Below are 25,909 nucleotides of genomic sequence, written 5' to 3'. Positions count from 1 at the left end.
GGGGGGTTCTTTATGGCGGACTCAAATTTAGATAAAACAGTCAGTCAGGAAGAAATGAACAAACAGCTGGAAGAGCTCGAAGGCAGTGACAGAACACTCTATGGCAAAATGGCACTCATTGTACTGATTGTGGCTGTGGCGTTTTCATTGTTTCATCTGTACTCAGCCGGAATTGACATGTTGCCGAATCGCCAACTGACTGCCGTACATCTGGCTTTTGCATTAACCCTCATATTTTTGGTCTTTCCATATAAAAAGAACCTCGGACAAACGAAAATACCCTGGTATGATATCGTGCTTGCACTTCTGGGGGCCTCGACCGGTGTTTATATTATAATGATTTCTGATGTTCTTGTTGGTAAGGTCGGCAACCCTAATGCACTCGATACGACGATGTCCTTTATTGCCTTACTGCTTGTCCTGGAGGCTACACGGCGCGTTGTCGGGAAACCGCTTGTCATTTTGGCAACGGTGTTTATGCTTTATGCGTGGCTTGGAGATACATATTTGCCTGATTTTCTCGGAGCGCGGGCTATTTTGCCTGACACGCTGAATCACTTTGGCTTTACATGGAGCGAAATCGCTGAGTTTATGTATCTGTCCAACGAAGGTATCTTTGGGACGCCATTAACTGTGTCAGCACAATATGTATTTATTTTTATTTTATTTGGTGCGTTTTTGGAAGTGACCGGAGCCGGGAAAATGTTTATCGATCTCGCAATGTCGCTTGTCGGCTCCTTTAAAGGCGGACCTGCCAAAGCTTCGGTTATTTCATCCGGCATGATGGGATCAATCTCCGGCAGTTCAGTGGCCAATGCAGTCACAACCGGGACGTTTACAATTCCGTTAATGAAGAAGACTGGATTTAAACCAAAGGTGGCCGGTGGTATAGAGGTAGCAGCATCGTCCAGTGGCCAGCTTTTGCCGCCGGTGATGGGGGCGGCCGCTTTTATTATGGCTGATTTCACCGGTATATCATATTTGGAAATTGTTAAATCGGCTGCTATTCCGGCACTGCTTAGTTATACAGCTATTATATTCATGGTTCATCTGGAAGCAAGCAAGAATAATTTGGTCGGTATTCCGCGTACGGAGCTCGTATCGCCATGGAAAATTCTGGCCGGCCGAGGTTATTTGCTGCTGCCGATCGTAGCCATTGTTGTGCTGCTTATTATGCGTCTGACGCCGATCTTGGCTTCGTTCATGGCGATTATCGGAACAATTACGATTGCGTTGTTTTCTTATCGTATGCAGCAGCGCCTTGGAGCCGGCTTTCTGGTTGCGCTTCTGTTTACCGGTGCAGCCTATGCAGCACATTTGCTCTTCGGACTTAATCAGTACGTGACATTTGTTTCCATCGGTGCATTAATGTTTGCGCTCATCTGGTATGCGCTGGGTAAAAAAGCTGAAGGCGAGAAACAGGATAAATTTGGCTGGAAAGAGTTTTTTACGGCACTTGAGATTGGTGCCAAAAATGCACTAAGCGTTGTAGCAGCATGTGCGGCTGCCGGTATACTGACGGGTGTTGTGACAATGACGGGTCTGGGACCGATATTCTCAGGCTTGATACTCGATTTGGCAAACAACCAGATTTTCCTTGTCTTGCTCTTCACCATGGTTGCGTGTATTATTATGGGACTTGGACTGCCGACAACTGCAACTTATATCGTGCTTGCAGCGGTCATGGCGCCGGCTTTGATTCAGCTTGGGATTCCGGTGCTGGCAGCGCATTTGTTCGTGTTTTATTATGGTATCCTTGCTGATGATACACCGCCGATTAACTTGCCGGCATACGCCACAGCGGGGATTGCCAAGGCAGACCCGGTGGCAACCGGTGTACAAGGGTTCAAATTTGATATGGGCGCATTGCTCTTGCCGTTTGCGTTTGTGCTTAATCCAATCCTGATTTTGCAGGATGATACTGCTACAATGGTACAGATTTTGTTGAGCATTACGACAGCATTTATTGGAATTATAGCCTGGTCGACGTTTATTCAAAGCTATCTGTTGGCCAAGTTTGGCTGGATTGAACGTGTTCTGGCTGTATCGGCCGCTGTTGTGCTGCTTAATCATTCATTATGGACAGATCTCATCGGCGTCGGGCTATTTGCTGTCATCATTCTTTACCAATGGTGGAAAAAGAACAAAAACGATAAATCAGGCATGTTAACCGCCCAGGACAATGTGTGAATCAGAGAGCTATTTTACAGGGTTCAATTGTGAAATAGCTCTTTTCATATTGTGAGAGGCTTTTTAAAATGTAACTATGATATGCTTAGAGACAAGAATAGAGGGAGGGGGGGATAGCATGAGCTCATTTATAAATAAAATCGGCATCCATGCACCAATTGTTCAGGCTGGAATGGCGGGCGGCATTACAACGCCTGATTTAGTTGCCAGTGTTTCCAATGCGGGCGGCCTTGGCACTATTGGGGCAGGGTATATGAGTGATAAAACATTACAGGAAGAAATACAAAAAACGAGACAGCTGACTGAACAACCATTTGCTGTAAATGTGTTTGCTGCAAACTTGGAGTCGTTTTATGCAGATGTCGCGCCTATGCAGCAATTGCTCAACCAGTACCGCTCCGAATTAGGAATCGATGCCGGGGCGAACACGATTAAGGTTCATGACCATTTACATGAAAAAATTAATGTCATCCTCGAAGAAAATATTTCTGTCGTTAGTACGGCATTTGGCGTACTTTCATACGTATTAATTGATCGCTTGAAGGCTAACAATGTGACGTTAATTGGCATGGCAACCAACCTTGAGGAAGCCAGGCAGCTGGAGGAAGCAGGCTATGACGCGATTGTGGCACAAGGGATGGAAGCAGGCGGTCACCGGAGTACGTTTAATACAGAAAAATTCCCTGATGGCTGCCAGATCGGCTTGCACGTTCTTGTTCAGGAACTTTTGGAATATACTGAGCTGCCGGTAATTGCAGCAGGCGGCATACATACAAAATCTCAAGCGGATGCATTATTCGCAATGGGTGCATCAGCCGTTCAATTGGGCACACGGTTTTTACTCGCAGAAGAAGCTGGCACGAACCCAGCCTATCGCAGGGCGCTTATGAAAGCTGAAACCAATGACACGGTCATTACGAAAGTGTTTTCCGGGCGTCCGGCGCGCGCTATCCGCAATCGGTTTGTCGATGAGGTGGAGACGAGCGGAATAGCGCCGTTGCCATTTCCGGTCCAGAATCAGATGACGAAAGATATACGCGCAGCCGGCAAGGACTTTGCGATGGCGGAAATGCAATCTTTGTGGGCCGGGCAGGGTGTTGGCTTTATCGAGACCGAAGAAAAGGCTGCAGCGATCGTGAGTTCATTTATGTAGTCCATGAAAAGGGGATGGGACATAATTAATATAAAAGGCGAACGATAATGTAGGTTTCCGAAGCGATGTAGTCCGCAACCCATCCTAATTATCGTTCGTCTTTTCATTTACTTAAAAGCCTTTTGTCTCAGCTTCTTAAGTTTACATTATTCCTGCACCTTTAAATGTTCTTTTACTTGTTCGCGCAATTCCCGTTTCAGGAATTTACCGACAGAGGTTTTCGGGATTTCGTCGAGGAACAGAACATCGTCAGGCAGCCACCATTTGGCAAATTGCGGTCGGATGAAGTCAAGCAGCTCATTTTTACCGACATTGTCGGCATAGCCTTCGTGCAATACGACGCAGGCAATTGGCCGCTCCTGCCATTGCGGATCCGGCATTGAGACAACGCTGGCTTCAAAGACAGCATCATGCGCCATGATAGCGTTTTCAATTTCCACCGATGAAATCCATTCACCACCGCTTTTTATCAGATCTTTCGTACGGTCAACGATTTGAATATTTCCTTCCTCATCCACCGTCACAACATCACCGGTATGGTACCATCCGTCACTAAAAGCATTGGCGGTTCGGTCATCTTTGTAATACGCGTCGGCTATCCATGGTCCGCGCAGCAGCAATTCGCCCATTTCCTCACCATTCCAGGCAACTTCGCCAGTATTACCGACTACCTTCATTTGCAGCCCCGGAACAAGTGTCCCTTGTTTCGCCTGCTCATTCAATTTTTCATCTTCACTCAAGCCCTGCTGATAGCTTTTCAGCCTGGAAAAGGTCGCTAATGGGGTTGTTTCGGTGGCACCATAGGCATGCGCAAATGGAACACCAAGCTTTTGTTCAAATGCTTGTATCAACCCTTTTGGAGCAGCGGATCCGCCGCAAAGAACCGAACGCAGGCTGGATGTATCATAGTCACCCTGTTCAAGTTCACGCAAGAGGCCGAGCCAGATTGTCGGAACACCGGCCGTGATGGTTACTCTGAACCGTTCAATGAATTCTGCGAGTCGTTTTGGGGTAAAACGCGGACCCGGCATAACTTGTGTGGAGCCAAACCAGGTACATGCAAATGGCGTTCCCCAGGCATTGACGTGGAATTGCGGAACAACAGCCATTGATACGTCGGACTCTGAAATGGCCGCAGTATCCGCAAGACCGAGCGCGTAGCTGTGCAGCACAATACCGCGGTGCGAATAGATAACACCTTTAGGTTTGCCAGTTGTTGCGGAAGTGTAACACATGCCGGCTGGGTCGTTTTCATCAATATCAGTAGCAAATGATTGAGCAGGGTCACCGGTCTGGAGCAGGTTTTCATAAGAATAGAGCGGTGTCAGGCTGGATTCAGGGAGTTCTTCCTTATCGGTCATGACAATAAACGTTTTGACGGAGGTCAATTGACTTTGGACTTTTTCAATGAGCGGCAAAACATCCTCATCAATAAACAGGACTTTATCTTCAGCATGATTTATAATATAAATAATATGTTCAGGTGACAAACGAATATTGATGGTATGAAGCACAGCATTCATTCCCGGAGCGGCAAAATATATTTCAAGATGACGGTGGTGATTCCAGGCTAACGTGCCAACTCGATCGCCTTTTTGCACGCCCAGTTGCCCGAGAGCACTCATCAGCCGTCGTGTGCGTTCGCCAATTTCTGAATAAGTCAGCCGGTGAAGCTTATCGTGCGTCTGGGAAATAACTTCCTTTTTAGCGAAGAACGTTTCAGCGTGCTCCATCATTGATCCGATGGTGAGAGGGGTTTGCATCATAAACAACATCTCCTTTTTTTAACAAGCTTAATTATATAATATCACATTATTGTAACTATTTGAAAAATTAATGAAGTATAAGAAAAAGAAACGAACCGGCATTCATGCTACAATGACAGATGAATTAATATATACCTTTGGAGTTTTAGTAATGGTAAAAAGAAGAGAACCGATGAAAAAGCAGCACGATTTCACACAAGGAAGCATATTTAAGCATCTGTTAATCTTTTCAGGTCCGCTAATGCTGACAAACCTCCTTCAGACATCCTATCAATTCGCGGACAGTCTCTGGGTCGGCAATTTGCTCGGGTCTGATGCGCTCGGTTCAGTTGCTATTTCGAGTACCATTATCTTTACAGTGCTGTCGTTTGTTCTCGGTCTGAATAATGCAGCATTGACAATTTTGTCCCAACAAAAAGGCAAGGATAATGATATCGGACTGAAACGCTATTTGAACGCGTTTGTTGTGATTTTAACAATTATGGCGCTGATGCTCAGTTCACTTGGGTATAGTCTGGCGGAACAGCTGCTCAGAATCTTGGGCACACCGGAAAATATGCTCAACGAAGCAAAAAACTATTTGCAGATCAATTTTCTCGGTATTCTGTTCTTGTTTGGTTATAATTTTATCAGTACGGTGCTTCGCGCACTTGGTGACAGCCGAACCCCGCTTCGGTTTGTGATGATTGCTGTTCTGTTGAACGTTGTGCTGAACCCGCTCTTTATCGCGGGTTTTGACCTTGGTATTATCGGGGCCGCTTTTGCAACGATTTTGGCACAGGGGAGTGCCTTTCTGTACGGCTTGATTTATGTCCTGTCAAAGAAACTGGCGCCGTTCAGCGCCCCGGCCCTTCCTTCCAAAAAAGAAGTGGGTTTGATATTGAATCTGGGGATTCCGGCTGGATTGCAAATGGCGGTTATTTCTGCCGGGTCAGCAGCCATTATGAGTGTTGTCACGGTATTCGGGAGCGGTGTTGTCGCCGGCTATGGGGCAGCCCAGCGGCTCGACAGTATCCTGATGCTCCCTGCTCACGCGCTTGGCACGGCTGTGAACAGCATGGCAGGCCAAAATATTGGGGTCCGGGACTGGCCGCGTGTAAAGAAAATTGCCAAATATGGTGTGCTTTACAATTTATCGATCATGCTGCTTGTTGGTGTTCTTGTGGTTATATTCGCGGAGTATGGCATCCGTATGTTTATCGAAAACGAGGAAGCAGTAGCGTTCGGTACAAGGTATTTGCAAATCGTGGCATTGTGCTATCCGTTTCTGGGGATTAATTTTATTTTAAATGGAATCGTTCGGGCCGCCGGTGCTATGTACCAGGTGCTCGCTTTAAATGTTATTTCTTTCTGGGTGCTGCGTTTTCCATTGGCATATCTATTTTCGTCGTGGCTTGGCGAAATCGGGGTAGCCGTCGGAATGGGTGCAAGTTTTGTGCTGAGCAGTTTTGCAGCATTCATGTATTACCGGTTTGGCAAATGGCGCCGAAAGGAATTGTTTTCGAACGGATAGCAGGAAGGGAATTCTATGAAACTATTTATGCGATTGCTTATCACAGGCATTTTAGCCGGGGTTGTGCTCGGGATATTGCTTAAAAGTGTTGAACTGTTGACCGAAAAACACGTATACACCCTATTATTGAATGTGGATTATATTCCATGGCTTTCCAATTCACCAATGAGTGAGGTTCAAGAATTTGCGCTCCATATAATCGTGTCAGTATGCATTGTTTCGGCGTTATATTTTGTTCTGAGGCGAGCGCGGGCACCCATTTCGCTGTTTGTACTCGGTGCTGTGATCATTGGCGGGTTATACTTTCCGCTGACAATGTTATCGCATCGGACGCCTGACGTGACAGATGCAGGAGCTTTAGTGTATTGGCTGCTTGCCCATGCTGGATATGGGTTCGCGGCCGCCATCATGATTTTTTCAGGAAAGACAGGCGATTGAGATGAAGCGTCAAACAAAACAGGCTATTCGGCAAACGGTTATCATTGCAGTTGTTATGTCGGGATTAATGCTTTTGCTTTCTATACTTGCAACTGAAGGGGAGCAGCAACAGGATTATAAACCGGGGAGTGCGGTTATCAGCAGTGACGTTTTGGAATATAAACCACTGGTGGAAAAATATGCAGACAAAAACGATGTTGAAGAACACGTGGACGAGCTTTTGGCGATTATGATGCAGGAGTCAGGCGGACGCGGGAAAGATCCGATGCAGTCATCTGAAAGTTATTGCGGCTCCCGCGGCTGCATTGAGAACCCTGAACGATCAATCGAACAGGGCGTTGAGCACTTTGCCACTGTGCTGAATGAAGCTGATGGTGATGTGCAGCTAGCTATTCAATCCTATAATTTTGGACCGGGGTTTATTGATTATGTCGAAGCTAATTCAGGCGATTATACACAAAAGGCGGCCATAAAATTTTCCCAGGAAAAGTATGCGACTGCGGATAATCAGGCCAAATACCGCTGCCCGCGCAAAGAGGCTAAAAAAATTGATGCATGCTACGGAGACATTTACTATGTCAGGGATGTGATGGCGTACAGGAATTCGCTGGCTGATATGTAGTATCGTACAGATGTAAGTGATATGATGGATGAAAAGCTTAAGGAGGAATTTTGATGCGAAAAGAAATCTTTACTGATAATGCACCTGAAGCAATCGGTCCGTATTCACAGGCGATTGAAGCAGGTGACTTTATTTATGTTTCAGGCCAAATTGGCATTAACCCGGAAACTGGTGAAGTAGCTGACGGAATTGAGGCACAGACAAAGCAAGTGATGAACAACTTGCAGGCAATTTTAAGTGAAGCGGGTACAGACTTCTCACAAGTGGTTAAATTTACGATTTATATTGAGTCCATGGACAATTTTGCAACGGTCAATGAATTGTATGGCAGTTATTTGTCGAAACCATATCCTGCCAGAGCAACCGTTGAAGTCAGTAAATTGCCCAAAAACGTGCTCATAGAAATGGATGCTGTTGTGTACACCAAGTAAAGAAGGAGCGTCATGAAAATGGAAAATTTTACATTTTATAACCCGGTAAAACTGATATTCGGCAAAGGGCAGTTGGATAAGCTGCCTGAAGAAGCCTCTAAGTACGGCAAGAAGATACTGCTTGTTTATGGCGGCGGCAGCATCAAGCGGAATGGCGTGTATGATAATATTATCAGCAAACTGGATGAAATCGAGGCAGAAGTGCACGAACTGTCTGGTGTCGAGCCAAATCCACGTGTTTCCACAGTCAGGAAAGGCATCGATATATGTAAAAGTGAAAACATCGAATTCCTGATTGCAGCTGGCGGCGGCAGCACAATTGATGCTACGAAGGCGATCGCGGCTGGTGCTAAAACTGAGACCGATATTTGGGATATTGTAACGAAGAAAGAGAAGGCAAAAGATGCACTGCCGTTCGGGACCGTTCTTACTATTTCAGCTACAGGCTCAGAAATGAACCGCGGCTCGGTTTTGACTAACTGGGAAACACATGAAAAACATGGTTGGGGATCACCTTATACTTATCCCAAGTTTTCGATTTTAGATCCGGCACATACATTTTCTGTTCCCCGCGAACAAACGGTTTACGGCATGGTTGATATTATGTCGCATGTCCTGGAACATTATTTTCATCACACGCGTAATACACCGGTGCAGGACCGGTTTTGTGAATCGATATTGCGCACCATTATTGAAACAGCTCCGAAACTGCTGGATGATCTGGAAAATTATGAGCATCGGGAGACAGTCATGCTGAGTGGGACACTCGCTTTGAACGATATGCTGAACATGGGGTATCGCGGCGACTGGGGAACCCACAATCTGGAGCATGCCGTCTCGGCCGTTCACGATATCCCGCATGGCGGCGGGTTAGCTATTCTGTTTCCAAATTGGATGCGATACGTATTGGATAAAGACAATGCTTATCGATTCAAGCAGCTTGCTGAGCGTGTCTTTGATATAGATACATCAGGCAAAAGTGATTACGATGCTGCTGTAGAAGGCATTGAGCGACTGCGCGATTTTTGGATTTCGATCGGTGCCCCGGCAACTCTGGGTGATTATGGCATTGACGAAGCATCGATTGAGGAAATGGCTGATAAAACGGTGATTGCCCGTCCGGAGTATGGTAATTTAAAGAAATTGACGCGCGATGATTCGGTAAATATTTTAAAAAGCAGTCTTTAATCGCACTATCCGACAAATATTGCCCGGGAAATATTTGTCGGATAGTGTTATATTTTGTGTGGTAGTTGCAGCCTAACGTTAAAAACAAAAACTCAGTGGGAAGGTTCCCACTGAGTTTAACTTACTGATAAACAGCAAGTTCTTCTTTTATCGCTTCTCGAATTTTATCCAAGCATTCTTCCGGGGTACTGCCGTGAACACGGCGGTTGTTGACGAGCGCATAGGGACGAACCCTGCACAGTCCGCAAAATGCCAAACATTCATTCATCAATACGGCAACCTCCGGAAATTCGCTTTCGATTATGCCTTCTATATCCAAAGAAGTGATTGCGTTTCCGTCACAAACTTCAACGACTATTGCGCCCATTGCTATCACTTTCTTTCTAATTAAAGTTATTCGTTCTTATTTTTAACATATTCGTCTTTGTTTATCAACTTTATCTCTGATCATGGTAATATTCTAATAATGCAATATTATATTCGCGGAGGCGACAGTGCCTGCTGTTGTTTTGTCTTGTTCACGGAATAGTCATGTCGATACCAAGTGATAAGCATAATCGCGCCACTGGCAATCAATAAACCGCTTGTCACAAAGAATACTGCCGATATGCCAAAATACCCCGATAGCATGCCGCCCAATGCAGGCCCGATAATGTTGCCCAGGAAACGCAAGCTTGTATTGTAGCCAAGCATTTCGCCTTGAATCGACAATGGTGCCGCCTGCCTGATATATGCAATTCGAACTGGAATGATACCGCCGATTGCAATACCGAGCAGAAATCGGAGGATAATGAGCTGCCAGATGTTTGTGACAAAAGCCCCCGGCAAGTAAACAATGCCAGCCATAAACAGTAAGAGAATCAGAATTTTAATGTACCCAACCCGGTCACCGATACGCCCCCAGCGCCGGGCCATCAACAAATTTCCCAAACCTGCTGCAGAAAAAGCCATACCTGAAAAGAAGGCGATGCTTACCGGTCCATGAATCTCAGCCACATAAAGCGATAAAATCGGCTGAATGCTAAAGTGTGCAATTTGGACAAGTGCTGAAATAAGCATAACAGCGAGTAACACCGGGTGCCCGAGAATATGCAGGATGACTTGTTTGCTCGAAAATGTTTCTTCTTTTTCAGCGTTCTCACCGGTATTTTTTAGAATAACTTCCCTGATCCCGAGCAATACAAGCAGACCTGACAGGAAAATGGTGATCGATACCCATTTAAATGTTGCGGAGTAGCCGAACATGTCGGCAAGAACACCGCCAAGCATTGGCCCCATCAAGTTTCCTGTAACACTTCCGGTTTGCAGCGTCCCGAGCACCCTTCCGGCAATAGCTTTTGGTGTTTGTGTTGAAATTAAAGCCTGTGACATCGGAATAAATCCTGTAAACACACCCATAAATAACCGCAGGAAAAAGAGTTCCCATACCGAGTCGGCAAATCCCATTAATAATACGGATAATCCCATGCCGAGGGCGGATATGATTAATATGTTCTTTCGTCCGTATTTATCCCCAATCCGTCCCCACAAGGGAGAAAATAAGAACGCTGTGCCAAACGTAATACCAAAAATCCAGCCGGACCAGTTTTGCACATAAGCATCGGAAAAATTTCCGAATTCTTCAATATATAATGAAAGAAACGGAAGCACCATCGTCAGGCTTCCGCCAACAAAGAAGTTCGCAAACCACATAATAATTAAATTGCGTTTTACATTTTGATTTTCCGTAGAGATAATAGGTCCCTTCTTTCACGAAATGCTTCGATACCCTAAATATATAGCATATAAAAAGATGGAATAAGTTTAAAGCTTAATGCTTATAGTAGATGTTCCTGCAGATAACTGGGCGGACATCACAAAGGTCTATCCAAATGAAATATAAAACGGTATAATATAGTTTAACCAATTGTAAGATGGATAATGGACACGCAATACTAACGTAAAGGGGCACTTAAATGAAACGATATTTGAAATTAATCGCAACCATTTTTATGATAGCAGTTTTAACATTAAGTTTTACGATGCCGGTGCATGCAATAAGTGAGGATAAACCTATTGTTGTGTACGGTGATGCTTTATCTGATTCACAAAAGCAGGAAGTAAGCGAACTGCTCGATGTAAGCGGTATTGAATCGATTGAGGAATATACCGTTACAGGCGGGGATATTGCGAAATATATTGGCGGTGACCCAAATTCCAATATGTATTCCTCCGCTAAGATTACCGGCGAAAGTGACGGCAGTGGTTTATCGATTAATATCGTAACACCGGATAATATTACGGAAGTAACCACCGAAATGTACGCAAACGCACTTCTGACAGCCGGTGTGGAAAATGCAACGGTCGATGTTGCCTCCCCGGTACAGGTGACGGGGCATTCGGCACTGACTGGTATCTATAAAGCGTATGATGCAGAAGGCGAACAACTGGATAAAGAGCGGATGGAACTGGCAAATGATGAACTTGGTGTTGCGACAGACCTTGCTGAAAAAGAAGGGTTGAATCAAGAAAAAGTCAGTGAACTGCTGACTGAGATTAAGCAGGCGATTGCCGAACAAAACCCTGCTACAAAAGAAGATATTGAACAAATCGTTGAGGAGCAGCTGAACAACCTTGAAATATCATTGAGTGAAGAAGACAGGCAAATGCTTATTGATTTATTTAATCGTATGCGGGATTTGAACATCGATTTTGACGAGGTGCGAAATCAGCTTGAGGATATTGCTTCGAAGGTTCAGGATTTGATAAACGATGAAGGGTTCTGGAATCAGGTTGAAGCGTTTTTCCACAATCTTTTCAAGATGCTCGGCAGCTTTTTTGACAGCCTGTTTGGCGAATCGTCTTCGTAAGTGAATAAATGACTAAAATAAGGGATATGGTATCAGTTACACGCCATATCCTTTACCTGGCAACAAGCGTGATTTAAGCACAGCTTACTGGCCTGCAATATAATATACTGCAAATAAAAGACCAAGCAGTATGGCTAATGCAAGCCACTGAAAGAGAACCACCTGGAATAAACGCCGACTGACCTGAGTTGAGGGGGTTGGTTTCTCTTCCCACGCTTCAAGTGGGTCGCCATCCTTGGATACCATACTCAAAAATCTCCGGAAGCCAAACGCCACCCCATCGTAGAAACCACCCTTAAGCGTATATAAAAAAAGCGCCAAAACCATATAGACAAGAAAAAAATAAAATGTGATATTCAGAAGCTGAACCACTGACAATGCAGCGTCCAACAAGTAAACAATTAATAGTATCAAGACGATATTGATGAAAAATATTCGGGTGTGGATTTTAACCATAAGCCATAAATCCTGCCTTCAACAGACGTTTTTCATAAATTATAGCACATTTCATGTTGATTACATAAAGATTAATTTTTTTAAAGTTTTGTAAAACAAGTCAGGAGTGAAATAGAGGGAAATAGGCTAACAACATTTCTATTTTCCCTAAAAAAAGCCTTTACAAACTTGTGAAAAAAGTAGTATAATTCTTATCAGCGGTTAAATCTGCTAAATTATCAGATAATTAAGGGGGTATTACAGCATGAAGACCAAAAAGGTTTGGCTTTTAGCGTTAGCTTTACTTTTTGCGCTTTTCCTTGCTGCATGTTCCGGTGGTGACGATTCTGGTTCGACAGAGGATTCCGGAAGTGACGAAGGGACAAGCGAGTCAACAGAAGAAGGTTCAGAGGGAGAAGGCAGTTCCGACGCTGAGCAGGTTTTACATTTTATTAACGGTGATACGATTCCGTCAATGGACCCTGGCATGGCTACCGATGAATATGGCATTCAGTTCACCGGTGCTACGATGGAAGGACTCTATCGTGTGAAAGACGGTGAAGTTGTTGAGGGTATCGCAACAGATCATGAAGTAAGTGAGGATGGTACAACGTGGACATTCACACTGAGAGAAGATGCAACATGGTCCAATGGTGACCCTGTAACAGCAAATGACTTTGTTTATGCATGGCAGCGTGCAGTTGACCCTGATACAGGATCAGAATATGGGCCATATATGCTGGGCGGTGTAGTTGAAAACGCGACTGCAGTTAACGAAGGTGAAGTGCCGGTAGAAGAATTGGGCGTAAATGCACCGGATGACTATACATTGGAAGTGCAACTTGAGAACCCGGTTCCATACTTTGAATCATTGGCAACATTTTCAACATATTACCCATTAAACGAAAGCTTTGTTGAAGAACAAGGTGACGATTATGCAACAAGCACTGATACATTGTTGTTCAACGGTCCTTATACATTGGAAAACTGGGAAAGCACAGCAAACTCCTGGGAACTTCAGAAAAATGAAGATTACTGGGATGCTGAAACAGTTCAGCTTGAAACGATGACGTTTGAAGTTGTAAAAGACCCGCAAACAGCGGTGGACTTATACGAATCAGGCGATGTTGACCGTGCAGGTCTTTCATCAGACCTAGTCGATCAGTATCAGTCACATGACGATTACCAAGTATTCCCTGAATCATCACTATTCTATCTGAAAATGAATCAGACACAAAGTGATGCACTTGCCAACGAAAAAATGCGCCGAGCGATTTCAATGGCAGTTGACAAAGAAGCATTGGTTAACGAAATTCTGAACAACGGTTCAATTGCTTCAACCGGATTTGTTCCAAAAGACTTCGTACAAACACCTGATGGTGAAGACTTCCGTGAAGCGAACGGTGATCTTGTTACCCATAATCCTGAAGAAGCGACTCAATTATGGGAAGAAGGACTTGAGGAAATTGGTCAGGATTCTGTAGAACTGGAACTGCTTGGCGGTGACAGTGAAACAGCTAAAACGTCCGATGAATATATTGCTAACCAGTTGCAGGAAAACCTCCCTGGTTTGGAAGTATCGATTAAATCCGTACCGTTTGAGCAGCGTTTGGATGCAGATACCAATATGGAATACCAGTTGCAGACATCCGGCTGGGGCCCTGACTACATGGACCCTTACACATTCTTGAATCTGTGGCTGACAGACGGGCAGAACAACAAAATGGGCTACTCCAACGAAGAGTATGACCAGCTGATTGAAGAAACTACAAGTGAATTGGCTCAGGATCAGGAAGCGCGTTATCAAAACTTCCTTGATGCCGAACAAATTCTGGCTGAAACTGGAGCAGTAGCACCACTTTACCAAAGTGCAAAAGCACAGCTTGTCAGACCAAAAGTTCAAGATGTTTACTTCAACTCATTCGGCCCGACATATGAGTGGAAATGGGCAAGCGTAGGATCAGGTGAATAACAATTTAACCTAACCAAATATGCTGTAGTTTAGGGAAAGAGAGTATATGACCTTATGGCATATGCTCTCTTTTACCCTGTATAAGAAAAAGTCATACAATAATGAATTTTTTATCGGCAGCACGAATCAACAGAAATTAGGAGGTGCAGAAATGCTTCGATATATACTGCGGCGTGTCTTCTACATGCTTATCACGCTGTTTATTATTGCCACCGTTACATTCTTCCTTATGAAATTGCTTCCCGGAAGTCCATTGTCAGCTGAAAATAAGCTGTCAGAACAACAGCAGGAAATCATATTGGCAAAATACGGATTAGACGAGCCGATTCCCATTCAATATGTCAACTACATGGTTGGACTTGTACAGGGTGATCTTGGAATTTCCTTCCACTTTGACAGTACCCCCGTAACAGATATATTAATAAATCGGATGCCGCCATCACTTCTGCTCGGTGGACAGGCACTGCTTTTTGGAACAATCGCCGGAATTTTATTTGGTTTAATTGCTGCAATTTATCATAACGGATGGCTGGATTATACCTCTACGATTATAGCTGTCTTAGGTACATCAATCCCATCGTTTATTTTTGCAGGTTTATTGCAATGGTATTTAGCGACCGAATGGGGTCTGTTCCCTGTCGCCTTATGGGGCACGTATGAACATACGGTGCTGCCGACAATCGCTTTGGCGATCTTTCCAATGGCAACAGCTGCCCGTTTTACACGGACAGAAATGCTTGAAGTTCTTGGATCAGATTACATAACTACTGCCCGTGCGAAGGGGCTTACTGAGTCTGCAATAATTTTCAAGCATGGTTTACGGAACTCGCTTATTCCGCTCGTAACCGTTCTGGGTCCAATGGCGGTTTCGCTTATGACTGGAACGCTGGTTATTGAGCAGATTTTTGCTGTCCCGGGTATCGGTGAACAATTTGTAAGCTCGATTCAAGTGCTCGATTATCCAACGATAATGGGTACAACACTGTTATTCTCTGTCTTATTTATAGCAATAATTCTAGTTATCGATATTCTATATGTATTGATTGATCCTAGGATTCGGCTGACTGGAGGGGGAAGTTAAATGGCAACAAATCATCATAATAATGAACCACCGAAAGAACTTTTTGTCCCCCACGAACGGAAGGAAGATACGAGCGAACAAATATCTAAACCGAGCCGGTCTTTTTTCCAGGATGCACGACGAACGTTCTTTAAAAATAAAGCGGCCGTTTTAAGTGTCATTTTAATGATTATCATTATTATTATGAGTATTATTGGTCCATATTTTAATGATTATGGAATGGATGATCAGGATTTATCACGTGCTAAAATGCCGCCGCGGGCACCTGTGCTTGAAAACGTCCCATTTTTGGGCTTGGAGGGAACGCTTCAGAGTAATTTCAGGGGTGAAACGGTCGAAGAGGCTACGGAAAACGCGGTCATGCGCTATGATAACGCTGAAGAGTATATTGACATCAATGTGCTCTCTGAAGGCGATGGCAGCGACGATTCTGCCGAAGTAGAAGCGACATATAACATTTATGAAGCCAAAGATATGCAGGACCAATATTTCTGGCTAGGTACAGACCAGCTCGGACGGGACCAGTGGACACGAATTTGGCTTGGCACACGGGTGTCACTGATCATCGCGTTTGTGGCCGCTGCAATTGACTTGTTGATTGGTGTCGCATATGGCGGTATTTCGGGCTATTATGGCGGCCGTGTTGATAACATTATGCAGCGCATACTTGAAATATTGATTGGTATACCTAACCTTGTGGTAATATTTCTACTGCTTGTCGTGCTGGAGCCCGGCATCATGTCGATTGTACTAGCCCTTACAATTACCGGTTGGACAGGTATGGCACGTATTGTAAGGGGCGAAGTGCTGAAACAGAAAAACGAAGAATATGTATTGGCAGCAAGAACATTGGGACAATCCAACGGCAAGATCATTCGGAAACATTTGATGCCGAACGTAGCTGGCATCATCATTATCAATACGATGTTTACCATCCCGAGTGCCATTTTCTTTGAAGCATTCCTAAGCTTCATCGGGCTTGGTATCGCACCTCCGGAAGCATCACTCGGTGCATTGATCGACGCCGGCTTTAAGGTCTTCAGGCTTTATCCGTATATGGTGCTTTGGCCTGCAATTCTGATTTCTGTCATCATGATTACCTTCAACCTTATCGGTGATGGTCTTCGAGACGCGTTTGATCCGAAAATGCACAAATAACAAGGGAGGTGTGTCTGACTATGAGTAAATTGCTGGAAGTAAAAGATTTAAGTGTTGCGTTTAAAACGTACAGTGGGGAAGTGCAAGCTGTACGCGGTATCGATTTTGATTTAAAAAAAGGTGAGACTTTGGCCATTGTGGGTGAGTCAGGTTCCGGAAAATCGGTTACGACAAAAGCTATTACGCAACTTTTGCCAAAGCCTCAAGGCTATATTAAAACCGGTGAGATCCTATTCGAAGGTGAAGACATCACCAAATATACGACCAAACAAATGCAAAAACTGCGCGGTAAAGATATTTCCACTGTGTTTCAGGACCCGATGACATCGCTGAACCCGACAATGAAAGTCGGCAAACAGATTGCAGAAGGGCTGATTAAGCACAGGAAAATGAGTAAATCCCAGGCAAAGGATAAAACGATTGAGCTTTTGGAACTGGTCGGAATTCCTCAGCCGGAAACACGCTTGAACCAATATCCGCACCAATTTTCCGGCGGGATGCGTCAACGCGCGGTAGTGGCGATTGCACTTGCGTGTAATCCAAAAATTCTGATTGCTGATGAGCCAACGACGGCTCTTGACGTGACAATCCAGGCACAAATTCTTGAACTGATGAAAGACATTCAGCGGGAGATGGACAGTGCCATTATTTTCATCACGCATGACTTGGGTGTAGTAGCAAACGTAGCTGACCGTGTAGCGGTTATGTATGCCGGAAAGATTGTCGAGATTGGCACAGCTGACGATATCTTTTATAATCCAAAACATCCATATACATGGGGGCTTCTGGGCTCGATGCCGACATTGGATGATGATGAAGAGGAATTGTTTGCGATACCAGGCAGCCCGCCGGATATGCTGAATCCGCCGAAAGGGGATGCGTTTGCCCCGAGGAACAGGTTTGCTTTGGAAATCGATACACAAATGGAGCCGCCGATGTTTAAAGTGTCCGACTCCCATTATGCTGCCACCTGGCTGCTTCATGAACACGCACCAAAGATCGAGCCGCCGGAATCCGTCCAGCGCAGAATGCAAGGTTTTGCTTCAATGGACGATCGCAAGGATGGTGAGGAATAATGGAAAATGAGAAAGTCTTAGAAGTTAAAAATCTGCAAAAACATTTTAAATTAGGTCGCAAAAGTGTTGTTAAAGCTGTTAATGATATTTCGTTTGATATATACAAAGGTGAAACGTTCGGTTTGGTCGGTGAGTCGGGCTGCGGCAAATCAACAACCGGCCGTACGATTATCCGTTTGCATGATGCTACGGGCGGCGACGTCATATTCAACAACGAAAACGTGCATGAGAAAAAGTCCAAAAAAGAGTTGCTGAAGTTAAACCGGAAAATGCAAATGATTTTCCAGGATCCTTCTTCATCACTGAATCCCAAAATGACGGTAATGGATATTGTTGCCGAAGGGATTGATATTCATAAGCTGGCTAAAAATGAAGAAGACCGCAAACAGCGCGTCCAGGAACTGCTGGAAACGGTAGGCCTGAACAAAGAACACGCCACCCGTTTTCCGCATGAATTCAGTGGCGGTCAGCGGCAGCGTATCGGGATTGCCCGTGCGCTTGCTGTGGAACCTGATTTTATTATTGCTGACGAGCCAATATCGGCCCTCGACGTGTCGATTCAGGCCCAGGTCGTAAATCTGCTGAGACGGCTCCAGCGTGACCAGAATCTGACATATTTGTTTATTGCGCATGATTTGTCGATGGTTAAATATATCAGTGACCGAATTGGTGTCATGTACTTTGGAAATATGGTGGAACTTGCCGAAAGTGATGAATTGTATCGCAACCCTCTTCATCCATATACAAAATCACTTCTCTCAGCAATTCCGCTGCCCGATCCGGATTACGAACGGTACCGCAAGCGGGTGTCGTATGATCCGACAGGCCATGACACAACTGAAGAACCCGAATTCCGTGAAGTCACCCCGGGCCATTGGGTGCGCTGTACAACCAAAGAATTTGAACAATATAAAAAAGAACTGGCAAGTAAATAAATAGCCAAATCGATTACTTTTAACCTTACTGCGGAATAGCAGTAAGGTTTTTTGCGTTTTTACCATTATAAACAGCAGTCATTATGTAATACTAATTGCTTTTTGACATAAATCTATTAAATTTGTAATATTTCGCGGGAATTCGAGATTTCTTGTAATAGACTCTTAATTCTCTTGTAACTGCAAAGGTGGTTCCCCCGTGTTAAGATGAGTCTTGTACAAATCAAAGGAGGGAACTACCTATGAAGAAATTGGTAGCTTCAATAGCTGCAAGTGTTTTGCTTGCTGGCGCTACGGTAACAACTGCATCTGCAGCTGAGTACGAAGTTGAGAAAGGCGATAACCTTTGGGAAATCGCAAAGGACAATAATACAACAGTTGAAGAACTGGTTGATATAAATAACTTGAAAAACACGACAATTCAGCCAAAACAAACATTATACCTCGATGAAGCATATACCGTTGAAAAAGGCGATACGTTGATTGGCATCAGCAGTGAATATGACGTGTCGGTTAATGACCTGAAAAAGTGGAACAATCTGAATTCAGATATTATCGTCGTTGGACAAGAATTAGATCTGAACGGCGCTAACGTTGAGCAAAGTGCAAATGAAGAAGCTTCAGCACCATCTGAAAGTACATCTGATGAATCCAGTCAGACTGAAGAATCAGCTGAACCTGAAGCTTCAAGCGAGCCGGCACAAACTGCCAGCAATAATAATAATAACGAAGCGTCCGCTGCAGAAGCATCTTCTTCACAGAACGATGCGGAAGGCAAGACTGTAACAGTATCAGCAACGGCGTACACCGCTGATTGCGCAGGATGCTCAGGTGTAACAGCAACCGGTGTTGACCTGAACGCCAATCCAAACAAAAAAGTAATCGCAGTTGACCCGAACGTTATCCCATTGGGTTCAAAGGTTCACGTTGAAGGTTATGGCACAGCGATTGCAGCAGATACAGGCGGCGCGATTAACGGCAACAAAATCGATGTTCACGTCCCGACAAAAGACGAAGCATACAGCTGGGGCGTCCGTACAGTCGATGTAACAATCGTTGATTAATAAAATTAACCTAAAAAAGGGGAGCACTTTAAAGACAGGTGCTCCCCTTTTTGCATTAATTTACTGTGACAATGTTGTTGTCTTCCTTTTCGACAACGTCATCCGTCTCGGACATAGACTGCGTAACTCCAATAACACTGAAACTGAGAATTAATGTTAAAAAAAGTGCGATTAAGACTTGTTTCATCATTTTTTGCCCCTCTTATAGTATCTATACATATTATAGTAAATTTAAGCTTAATATACTACTGGTTTCTGCGACAAAATCACGGAAACTATGACACTATTTGCATTGCCATGAATTGCGTTTTAATGGTTAAGGGTATGCCAAATATTTAATTCTTGTGTTAAACTCGGTAATGGAATATGCAGTTAAAAAAGCATGACTCAGGAGGGTGAATAAAATGACGAGCAAAGCATTGCAATCATTTTTAACCGACAATATTAATGATTTAAAAGAACGGGGCCTTTACAACGAGATTGACCCTATTGAAGGGGCAAACGGACCGCTTGTTAAACTGGATGGAAAAACCAAAATTAATCTTTCATCGAATAATTACTTAGGACTTGCGACTGATGACCGGCTTAAAGAAACTGCCAAAGCTGCGGTGGATTCTCATGGTGTTGGGGCAGGTGCTGTGCGTACCATTAATGGAACAATGGATCTTCACCTTGAGCTTGAGGAAAAACTGGCCGAATTTAAGGGCACTGACGCAGTTATTTCATATCAATCCGGGTTTAACTGTAACATGGCTGCAATTTCTGCAGTAATGGATAAAAACGATGCGATTTTATCAGATGAATTGAACCATGCTTCGATTATTGACGGCTGCCGTTTGTCCAGGGCCAAAATCATCCGTTACAATCATTCTGATATGGATGATTTGCGTGCTAAAGCAAAGGAAACAGTTGAATCAGGCGACTACAATAAAGTCATGATTATTACCGATGGTGTTTTTTCGATGGATGGCGATATTGCGAAGCTTCCGGAAATCGTAGAGATTGCAGAAGAATTTGACGTGATTACTTACGTCGACGATGCACACGGATCAGGCGTGCTGGGCAAAGGCGCAGGCACCGTGAAACATTTCGGGCTGCAGAACAAAGTTGATTTTCAGATGGGAACATTGTCCAAAGCGATAGGTGTTATCGGCGGCTACGTTGCCGGAAAAACAGAATTAATCGATTGGCTGAAAGTCCGCTCGCGTCCATTTCTCTTTTCCACAGCGGTATCACCTGCGGATGCTGCCGCAAGTACAAAAGCCGTGGACCTTTTAATTGAGTCTACCGACCTTAATGATAAATTATGGAAGAACAGCAATTATTTAAAAAACGGATTGAAAAAGCTTGGATTTGATATCGGCAATAGTGAAACACCGATCACCCCGTGTATCATCGGTGACGAAAAAGCTACACAGAAATTCAGCAAGCGTTTGTATGAAGAAGGCGTCTATGCAAAATCAATTGTTTTCCCCACAGTGCCAAGAGGGAAGGGTCGTGTCCGCAACATGCCGACAGCAGCCCATACAAAAGATATGCTCGATGACGCACTCGATGCCTATGAAAAAATCGGCAAGGAACTGGGACTGATTTAAAAGGATTCGCCTGACAACATGATCACTTTTTTAAAAGAACAGTTGGGGGAGAAAGTATGAAAAAGATACTGGTGACAGGCGCTCTCGGCCAAATCGGCTCAGAACTCCTCAGGAAATTACGATCATATTATGGAACGCATCATGTTATAGGGTCTGATATTTGGCAAAAAGAGGATGAGGAAGGCCCGTTTGAAATAATTGATGTAACTGACGAGAAAGCAATTTACAACGCAGCCAAAAAGCATAACGTTGATACCATTATGCATTTGGCTGCTTTATTGTCAGCGAAAGCAGAAACGGTACCGCAGCTGGCATGGCATTTGAATATGGGGGGCTTGGTGAATGCTCTTGAAACAGCCAGAGAACTCGATTTGCAGTTTTTTACACCAAGCTCAATAGGAGCTTTTGGACCAACGACACCAAAAAAGAATACGCCGCAGGAAACGATTATGCGGCCGACAACAATGTATGGTGTCAATAAAGTGGCGGGCGAACTGCTTTGTGATTATTACTTTTATCGATACGGTGTCGATACGCGCGGTGTCCGTTACCCCGGGTTGATTTCCCATATGACACCACCGGGCGGCGGTACAACTGATTATGCGGTGGAAATCTATTATGAGGCAATTAAATCAAAACAATACACGTCATACATTGAAGCTGGAACGTATATGGATATGATGTATATGCCGGATGCATTAAATGCGATTATTAAGCTGATGGAAGCCGATCCCGAAAAATTGGAGCACCGTAATGCATATAACATTGCTGCCATATCAGCTGCTCCGGAGGACTTTGAGCGTGCGATCCAAAAGCACATACCGGAATTTGAATTGAAGTTTGATGTTGATCCTGTCCGTCAGAAAATTGCAGAAAGCTGGCCTGATAATATTGACGCATCCGCTGCTGAAGAAGAGTGGGGATTTAAAGCGGAATACGATCTTGATTCAATGACAAAAGAGATGCTTACAAATGTTCAAATGAAGCAGAATTAAAAAAGAGGCTGGGACAAAAGATTTAAAAGTAAAAAAAAGACGAACGATTATAAGGAAAGGAAGCGGGATACACCGCTCCGGAAATATGCTTCGCTTTCCGCGGGCGGCTGTTGAGCCAACTCGTGCTATGGCACTTCGTTGTCTCACCTATGCCTCTGTTCCCGCAGGAGTCTACGCATATTTCCTCCGCTAACCTTAATGATCGTTCGTCTTTTATATTGGATATATAAGTTATGTCCCAACCTCTTTTTAGTATAACTATTTGCGAAATCGTCGGCCAATATCAGTAAATCAGCTGGCGTACATTGCTTCGACTTTTTCCTGCAATTCTTTATCTGCTACATATTCATCATAGCTCATTTCTTTATCAACAATGCCCTGAGGGGTGATTTCAATAAGCCGGTTGGCAATCGTCTGGATAAATTCATGGTCATGGGATGTGAACAGAACGGATCCTTTAAAGCGTTTCAGCCCGTTGTTCAGCGATGTAATGGATTCCAGGTCCAAATGGTTGGTCGGCTCATCCAAAACCAGCACATTGGCGCCGGAGAGCATCATTTTCGACAGCATACAGCGTACACGCTCACCACCGGAAAGGACGCTTGCTTTCTTCAAAGCCTGGTCACCGGAAAACAACATTCTTCCCAAAAATCCGCGCAGGAAGGTTTCCGTCTCATCTTCCGGCGAATATTGCCGGAGCCAGTCGACGAGCGGCAAATCATTGCCATCAAAATATGCCGAATTGTCCCGTGGGAAATAAGACTGCGATGTGGTCACACCCCATTTATAGCTGCCTGAGTCAGGTTCCATATTGCCCATTAGTATTTCCAGCAATGTTGTTTTTGCAATATCGTTCTTGCCGAGCAGTGCAATTTTGTCATCTTTGTTCATCGTGAAGCTGATATTATCCAACACTTTCTCACCGTTAATCGTTTTGGTTAAACCTTCTACAAACAAGAGGTCATTGCCGATTTCACGGTCTGGTGTGAAATTAATATATGGATATTTTCGTGATGATGGCTTGATATCGTCCAGAGTGATACTGTCAAGCAGCTTCTTCCGGGATGTCGCTTGCCTTGATTTTGACGCGTTTGCACTGAATCGTTCGATAAATGCTTTCAGATCTTTAATTTTTTCTTCTTTTTTCTTATTTTCTTCCTGGGCCATTTTTTGTGCCAGCTGACTCGATTCATACCAAAAGTCATAGTTGCCGACATAGATTTCAATTTTTCCGTAGTCAACATCTGCAATGTGTGTGCATACCTTATTTAAAAAGTGGCGGTCATGGGAAACAACGATCACTGTGTTTTCAAAGTTGATCAGGAACTCTTCCAGCCACTGAATGGCATGAATGTCCAATCCGTTTGTCGGTTCGTCCAGAAGTAATATATCCGGATTCCCAAAGAGTGCTTGTGCCAGTAACACTTTTACTTTCTGGTCTTCGGGCAGATCGGCCATTTTTGCTGAATGAAGGGACTCCTTCACACCGAGTCCCTTCAACAGTACAGCAGCATCAGACTCGGCTTCCCAGCCATTCATTTCAGCGAACTCGCCCTCAAGTTCAGCAGCGCGTATGCCATCTTCCTCCGAAAAGTCAGCTTTCATATAAATGGCATCTTTTTCGTGTTTTACCTCATATAAACGTTCATGTCCCATCAGAACCGTTTCCATAACATCGTATTCATCATAGGCAAAATGCTCCTGTTTCAGCACAGCTATCCGCTCATCCGGAGATTTGGACACATTGCCCGTTTGCGGCTCAACTTCACCGGAAAGAACCTTCAGAAAAGTAGACTTGCCGGCTCCGTTCGCACCGATAACACCATAGCAATTCCCGGGCGTAAATTTCAGATCGACATCTTCAAACAATTTTTTATCAGCATATCGCAGACTTACATTATTAACCGTTAGCATTCGTAAACGTCCTCCAATAATTATAATCACAGTTAGCTTAAGCGATTTGCGGCATTTAGTCAATGCAAAAGAATTTTATAAACGGCGGTGGAATCAGGCTAAAGGGGTTGTCTTCAACAGAAAAGAGCATTACATTTAAACTAGAGTTTATTGCTTTGGGGGGACGAAGGTATGGAGCGCGGAAGCAATTACCGTTTGCTGCAGCTGCGGGAAATCTTATTTAATGAAACCGATGAACAGCATGATATGGGTATTGATGAATTAATTAACAAACTTAGAACACTGAGCGGCGATACGACGTTTGATAAACGGACAATCAAGCGTGATTTAGAAACACTTGATGATATGGATTTTGAAATTGTGAAGAACCAGGGCAGGTACGGCAAAATTAAATACAGTCATCAGACCCGGCTGTTTGAAACCTATCAGCTGCGATTAATTATCGATGCCATATTGTCAGCGCGTTTTATCACCACCAATGAAAAAGAAAAACTGATTAAAAAGATTAAAAATCTGACGAGCCATCATGTTGCTAAAACACTGCCGGAGCCGGTTGTATTCAGTCAGTCTGCAAACATTGATTATGAACGCGTGAAACTGAATATTGACAGCGTCCATCGTGGCATTTCCGAGGGTAAAGTCTTAATTTATCAGTACGGTAAATTTAATGTCAAAAAGGAATTTGAATACCATCGGGACGGCGACTTTTATTACGTGGAACCATACGCGCTGATCTGGCAGAATGATTTCTATTATCTTATTGGCGTTTTCCAGGAGACAAATGAGATACGGCATTACCGGCTTGACCGCATCCGTAACATTGAAGTGAGTAATGAAATGTTTAAAAAGCGCGATTTTAATCTACAGGAGTATGTCAATCAAAGCTTCCATATGTTTGCGGGGGAAGAAATGCGGATTAAAATCCGTTTCCACAATAGTCTCGTCAATGTTGTGCTTGATCGCTTTGGACAGGAAGCGGATATCCGGGAGGTTGATGATGAGCATTTTGTTCTCTCCACAAAAGCCAAACTCTCTGAAGGGCTCGTTAACTGGATTCTGACATGGGGCGACCGGGCGAAAGTGCTGTCACCGGAACACCTGGTCAGCCGTCTCAGAACGCAAATAGAACAAATGAACACACTTTATACCGAATAACGAGGAAAAGCCCGGGCCGGAGTCCGGCCCGATAAAGTCCATATAATTGTGTAAAAAGGAATCAAAAAAAGGGTCAAATTAATCCCCCATGTTACAATGTTTTCAACCGAGAAAAAAAGTAGGAGGGATTAAAATGACCCAAATCCAGTTTACCCTAAATATGGATAAATTAAAAGATTCCATTATGAATTCCAATATCGAAGCAGTTACCAAATCAACCATCGTATTGATTCTAAACGAGTACATGGAAAAGGAGCGTGATGAATACTTAAATAATAAGCCTTACGAGCGCGGGACAGGCTCCCGGGATTATCGAAACGGTTATTATACTCGTTCCTTAATGCTTGAGGTTGGCAAGGTAGAGCTGCATGTCCCCCGC

Annotated in this window: 24 protein-coding genes; 18 read left to right on the top strand and 6 right to left on the bottom strand. The window is 44.1% G+C overall.

Annotation, left to right across the window (positions count from 1 at the left end; translation table 11 throughout):
* The first annotated feature begins 12 nt into the window (after positions 1-12).
* On the top strand, positions 13-2,190 hold the full coding sequence (locus tag BMZ22_RS04535; RefSeq protein WP_245745201.1) for a TRAP transporter permease: 2,178 nt from the start codon (positions 13-15) through the stop codon (positions 2,188-2,190).
* A 118-nt stretch (positions 2,191-2,308) separates the two neighbouring features.
* The gene (locus BMZ22_RS04530; protein WP_090082179.1) at positions 2,309-3,343 is read left to right on the top strand and encodes an NAD(P)H-dependent flavin oxidoreductase; all 1,035 of its coding nucleotides are present in this window, start codon (positions 2,309-2,311) and stop codon (positions 3,341-3,343) included.
* Between the two features lie 146 nt (positions 3,344-3,489).
* On the opposite strand, the gene BMZ22_RS04525 is transcribed toward BMZ22_RS04530, so the two are convergent.
* On the bottom strand, positions 3,490-5,109 hold the full coding sequence (locus BMZ22_RS04525; protein ID WP_090082177.1) for a long-chain fatty acid--CoA ligase: 1,620 nt from the start codon (positions 5,107-5,109) through the stop codon (positions 3,490-3,492).
* Positions 5,110-5,260: 151 nt separating this feature from the next.
* Here BMZ22_RS04525 and BMZ22_RS04520 point away from each other — a divergent pair, with 151 nt between their 5' ends.
* Genes BMZ22_RS04520 through BMZ22_RS04500 form a run of 5 tightly spaced genes read left to right on the top strand, consistent with a single transcriptional unit; the run spans position 5,261 to position 9,301 of the window.
* Positions 5,261-6,622, top strand: coding sequence for an MATE family efflux transporter (locus BMZ22_RS04520; protein ID WP_245745200.1), 1,362 nt, complete (start codon positions 5,261-5,263; stop codon positions 6,620-6,622).
* Between the two features lie 15 nt (positions 6,623-6,637).
* On the top strand, positions 6,638-7,060 hold the full coding sequence (locus BMZ22_RS04515) for a hypothetical protein (protein ID WP_090082176.1): 423 nt from the start codon (positions 6,638-6,640) through the stop codon (positions 7,058-7,060).
* A gap of 1 nt (position 7,061) precedes the next feature.
* Positions 7,062-7,682, top strand: coding sequence for a lysozyme family protein (locus BMZ22_RS04510; protein ID WP_090082172.1), 621 nt, complete (start codon positions 7,062-7,064; stop codon positions 7,680-7,682).
* Between the two features lie 53 nt (positions 7,683-7,735).
* Complete coding sequence (locus BMZ22_RS04505; protein ID WP_090082169.1) at positions 7,736-8,113, top strand: RidA family protein; 378 nt, start codon at positions 7,736-7,738, stop codon at positions 8,111-8,113.
* A gap of 18 nt (positions 8,114-8,131) precedes the next feature.
* Positions 8,132-9,301: an iron-containing alcohol dehydrogenase gene (locus tag BMZ22_RS04500; protein ID WP_090082165.1), complete on the top strand. Its 1,170-nt coding sequence runs from the start codon at positions 8,132-8,134 to the stop codon at positions 9,299-9,301.
* 121 nt (positions 9,302-9,422) lie between these two features.
* On the opposite strand, the gene BMZ22_RS04495 is transcribed toward BMZ22_RS04500, so the two are convergent.
* Together BMZ22_RS04495 and BMZ22_RS04490 are read right to left on the bottom strand one after the other, a co-directional pair.
* Positions 9,423-9,668, bottom strand: a complete 246-nt coding sequence (locus BMZ22_RS04495) for a YuzB family protein (RefSeq protein WP_090082161.1) — start codon at positions 9,666-9,668, stop codon at positions 9,423-9,425.
* A gap of 107 nt (positions 9,669-9,775) precedes the next feature.
* Positions 9,776-10,993 carry an MFS transporter gene (locus BMZ22_RS04490; RefSeq protein ID WP_090082157.1) on the bottom strand — a complete coding sequence of 406 codons (1,218 nt, stop codon included), beginning with the start codon at positions 10,991-10,993 and terminating at the stop codon, positions 9,776-9,778.
* Positions 10,994-11,256: 263 nt separating this feature from the next.
* Here BMZ22_RS04490 and BMZ22_RS04485 point away from each other — a divergent pair, with 263 nt between their 5' ends.
* Positions 11,257-12,150 carry a DUF1002 domain-containing protein gene (locus tag BMZ22_RS04485; RefSeq protein WP_090082154.1) on the top strand — a complete coding sequence of 298 codons (894 nt, stop codon included), beginning with the start codon at positions 11,257-11,259 and terminating at the stop codon, positions 12,148-12,150.
* An 84-nt stretch (positions 12,151-12,234) separates the two neighbouring features.
* Here BMZ22_RS04485 and BMZ22_RS04480 read toward each other — a convergent pair whose 3' ends face one another.
* A complete protein-coding gene (locus BMZ22_RS04480) occupies positions 12,235-12,606 on the bottom strand; it encodes a DUF3899 domain-containing protein (protein WP_090082151.1) in 372 nt (123 codons plus the stop codon).
* Positions 12,607-12,850: 244 nt separating this feature from the next.
* Here BMZ22_RS04480 and BMZ22_RS04475 point away from each other — a divergent pair, with 244 nt between their 5' ends.
* From BMZ22_RS04475 to BMZ22_RS04450, 6 genes are all read left to right on the top strand, one after another.
* Positions 12,851-14,557 carry a peptide ABC transporter substrate-binding protein gene (locus BMZ22_RS04475; protein WP_090082148.1) on the top strand — a complete coding sequence of 569 codons (1,707 nt, stop codon included), beginning with the start codon at positions 12,851-12,853 and terminating at the stop codon, positions 14,555-14,557.
* Positions 14,558-14,708: 151 nt separating this feature from the next.
* On the top strand, positions 14,709-15,638 hold the full coding sequence (opp3b, locus tag BMZ22_RS04470; RefSeq protein ID WP_090082145.1) for an oligopeptide ABC transporter permease: 930 nt from the start codon (positions 14,709-14,711) through the stop codon (positions 15,636-15,638).
* Positions 15,639-16,796, top strand: a complete 1,158-nt coding sequence (gene opp3C, locus BMZ22_RS04465) for an oligopeptide ABC transporter permease (RefSeq protein WP_090082142.1) — start codon at positions 15,639-15,641, stop codon at positions 16,794-16,796. It abuts the gene before it with no gap.
* A 20-nt stretch (positions 16,797-16,816) separates the two neighbouring features.
* Positions 16,817-17,872, top strand: coding sequence for an ABC transporter ATP-binding protein (locus tag BMZ22_RS04460; RefSeq protein ID WP_090082138.1), 1,056 nt, complete (start codon positions 16,817-16,819; stop codon positions 17,870-17,872).
* Positions 17,872-18,807 carry an ABC transporter ATP-binding protein gene (locus BMZ22_RS04455; RefSeq protein ID WP_090082133.1) on the top strand — a complete coding sequence of 312 codons (936 nt, stop codon included), beginning with the start codon at positions 17,872-17,874 and terminating at the stop codon, positions 18,805-18,807. The genes BMZ22_RS04460 and BMZ22_RS04455 overlap by 1 nt, the downstream gene beginning before the upstream one ends.
* Positions 18,808-19,049: 242 nt before the next feature.
* Entirely contained in the window at positions 19,050-19,871 is an 822-nt protein-coding gene (locus BMZ22_RS04450) for a LysM peptidoglycan-binding and 3D domain-containing protein (protein WP_090082129.1), read from the top strand.
* Positions 19,872-19,926: 55 nt separating this feature from the next.
* On the opposite strand, the gene BMZ22_RS17355 is transcribed toward BMZ22_RS04450, so the two are convergent.
* Positions 19,927-20,058, bottom strand: coding sequence for a hypothetical protein (locus tag BMZ22_RS17355; RefSeq protein ID WP_281242070.1), 132 nt, complete (start codon positions 20,056-20,058; stop codon positions 19,927-19,929).
* A gap of 217 nt (positions 20,059-20,275) precedes the next feature.
* On the opposite strand from BMZ22_RS17355, the gene BMZ22_RS04445 reads away from it, so the two are divergent.
* The gene (locus BMZ22_RS04445; protein WP_090082124.1) at positions 20,276-21,466 is read left to right on the top strand and encodes a glycine C-acetyltransferase; all 1,191 of its coding nucleotides are present in this window, start codon (positions 20,276-20,278) and stop codon (positions 21,464-21,466) included.
* A gap of 56 nt (positions 21,467-21,522) precedes the next feature.
* A complete protein-coding gene (locus tag BMZ22_RS04440; protein WP_090082121.1) occupies positions 21,523-22,461 on the top strand; it encodes an NAD-dependent epimerase/dehydratase family protein in 939 nt (312 codons plus the stop codon).
* A 291-nt stretch (positions 22,462-22,752) separates the two neighbouring features.
* Here BMZ22_RS04440 and BMZ22_RS04435 read toward each other — a convergent pair whose 3' ends face one another.
* Complete coding sequence (locus BMZ22_RS04435; protein ID WP_090082118.1) at positions 22,753-24,375, bottom strand: ABC-F family ATP-binding cassette domain-containing protein; 1,623 nt, start codon at positions 24,373-24,375, stop codon at positions 22,753-22,755.
* A gap of 171 nt (positions 24,376-24,546) precedes the next feature.
* On the opposite strand from BMZ22_RS04435, the gene BMZ22_RS04430 reads away from it, so the two are divergent.
* Both BMZ22_RS04430 and BMZ22_RS04425 read left to right on the top strand, forming a co-directional pair.
* A complete protein-coding gene (locus BMZ22_RS04430) occupies positions 24,547-25,530 on the top strand; it encodes a helix-turn-helix transcriptional regulator (RefSeq protein ID WP_090082114.1) in 984 nt (327 codons plus the stop codon).
* Between the two features lie 133 nt (positions 25,531-25,663).
* On the top strand, positions 25,664-25,909 hold a 246-nt coding region (locus tag BMZ22_RS04425; RefSeq protein WP_177183345.1), incomplete at its 3' end, for a transposase.

It is taken from the genome of Lentibacillus persicus (genome assembly GCF_900112705.1).
Classification (GTDB): domain Bacteria; phylum Bacillota; class Bacilli; order Bacillales; family Amphibacillaceae; genus Lentibacillus; species Lentibacillus persicus.
The sequence above is the reverse complement of the archived record's forward strand: the minus strand, read 5'-3'. Positions and strand labels throughout refer to the sequence as shown.

Excerpts from the sequence above, each read along its gene's own strand:
- BMZ22_RS04430 (WP_090082114.1), top strand. The coding sequence starts at position 24,547 with ATGGAGCGCGGAAGCAATTACCGTTTGCTGCAGCTGCGGGAAATCTTA.
- BMZ22_RS04535 (WP_245745201.1), top strand. The coding sequence starts at position 13 with ATGGCGGACTCAAATTTAGATAAAACAGTCAGTCAGGAAGAAATGAAC.
- BMZ22_RS04510 (WP_090082172.1), top strand. The coding sequence starts at position 7,062 with ATGAAGCGTCAAACAAAACAGGCTATTCGGCAAACGGTTATCATTGCA.
- BMZ22_RS04490 (WP_090082157.1), bottom strand. The coding sequence starts at position 10,993 with ATGTGGTTTGCGAACTTCTTTGTTGGCGGAAGCCTGACGATGGTGCTT.
- BMZ22_RS04440 (WP_090082121.1), top strand. The coding sequence starts at position 21,523 with ATGAAAAAGATACTGGTGACAGGCGCTCTCGGCCAAATCGGCTCAGAA.
- BMZ22_RS04520 (WP_245745200.1), top strand. The coding sequence starts at position 5,261 with ATGGTAAAAAGAAGAGAACCGATGAAAAAGCAGCACGATTTCACACAA.
- BMZ22_RS04495 (WP_090082161.1), bottom strand. The coding sequence starts at position 9,668 with ATGGGCGCAATAGTCGTTGAAGTTTGTGACGGAAACGCAATCACTTCT.
- BMZ22_RS04505 (WP_090082169.1), top strand. The coding sequence starts at position 7,736 with ATGCGAAAAGAAATCTTTACTGATAATGCACCTGAAGCAATCGGTCCG.
- BMZ22_RS04460 (WP_090082138.1), top strand. The coding sequence starts at position 16,817 with ATGAGTAAATTGCTGGAAGTAAAAGATTTAAGTGTTGCGTTTAAAACG.
- opp3C (WP_090082142.1), top strand. The coding sequence starts at position 15,639 with ATGGCAACAAATCATCATAATAATGAACCACCGAAAGAACTTTTTGTC.
- opp3b (WP_090082145.1), top strand. The coding sequence starts at position 14,709 with ATGCTTCGATATATACTGCGGCGTGTCTTCTACATGCTTATCACGCTG.
- BMZ22_RS04530 (WP_090082179.1), top strand. The coding sequence starts at position 2,309 with ATGAGCTCATTTATAAATAAAATCGGCATCCATGCACCAATTGTTCAG.
- BMZ22_RS04435 (WP_090082118.1), bottom strand. The coding sequence starts at position 24,375 with ATGCTAACGGTTAATAATGTAAGTCTGCGATATGCTGATAAAAAATTG.
- BMZ22_RS04485 (WP_090082154.1), top strand. The coding sequence starts at position 11,257 with ATGAAACGATATTTGAAATTAATCGCAACCATTTTTATGATAGCAGTT.
- BMZ22_RS04455 (WP_090082133.1), top strand. The coding sequence starts at position 17,872 with ATGGAAAATGAGAAAGTCTTAGAAGTTAAAAATCTGCAAAAACATTTT.
- BMZ22_RS04450 (WP_090082129.1), top strand. The coding sequence starts at position 19,050 with ATGAAGAAATTGGTAGCTTCAATAGCTGCAAGTGTTTTGCTTGCTGGC.
- BMZ22_RS17355 (WP_281242070.1), bottom strand. The coding sequence starts at position 20,058 with ATGAAACAAGTCTTAATCGCACTTTTTTTAACATTAATTCTCAGTTTC.
- BMZ22_RS04525 (WP_090082177.1), bottom strand. The coding sequence starts at position 5,109 with ATGATGCAAACCCCTCTCACCATCGGATCAATGATGGAGCACGCTGAA.
- BMZ22_RS04500 (WP_090082165.1), top strand. The coding sequence starts at position 8,132 with ATGGAAAATTTTACATTTTATAACCCGGTAAAACTGATATTCGGCAAA.
- BMZ22_RS04480 (WP_090082151.1), bottom strand. The coding sequence starts at position 12,606 with ATGGTTAAAATCCACACCCGAATATTTTTCATCAATATCGTCTTGATA.
- BMZ22_RS04475 (WP_090082148.1), top strand. The coding sequence starts at position 12,851 with ATGAAGACCAAAAAGGTTTGGCTTTTAGCGTTAGCTTTACTTTTTGCG.
- BMZ22_RS04515 (WP_090082176.1), top strand. The coding sequence starts at position 6,638 with ATGAAACTATTTATGCGATTGCTTATCACAGGCATTTTAGCCGGGGTT.
- BMZ22_RS04445 (WP_090082124.1), top strand. The coding sequence starts at position 20,276 with ATGACGAGCAAAGCATTGCAATCATTTTTAACCGACAATATTAATGAT.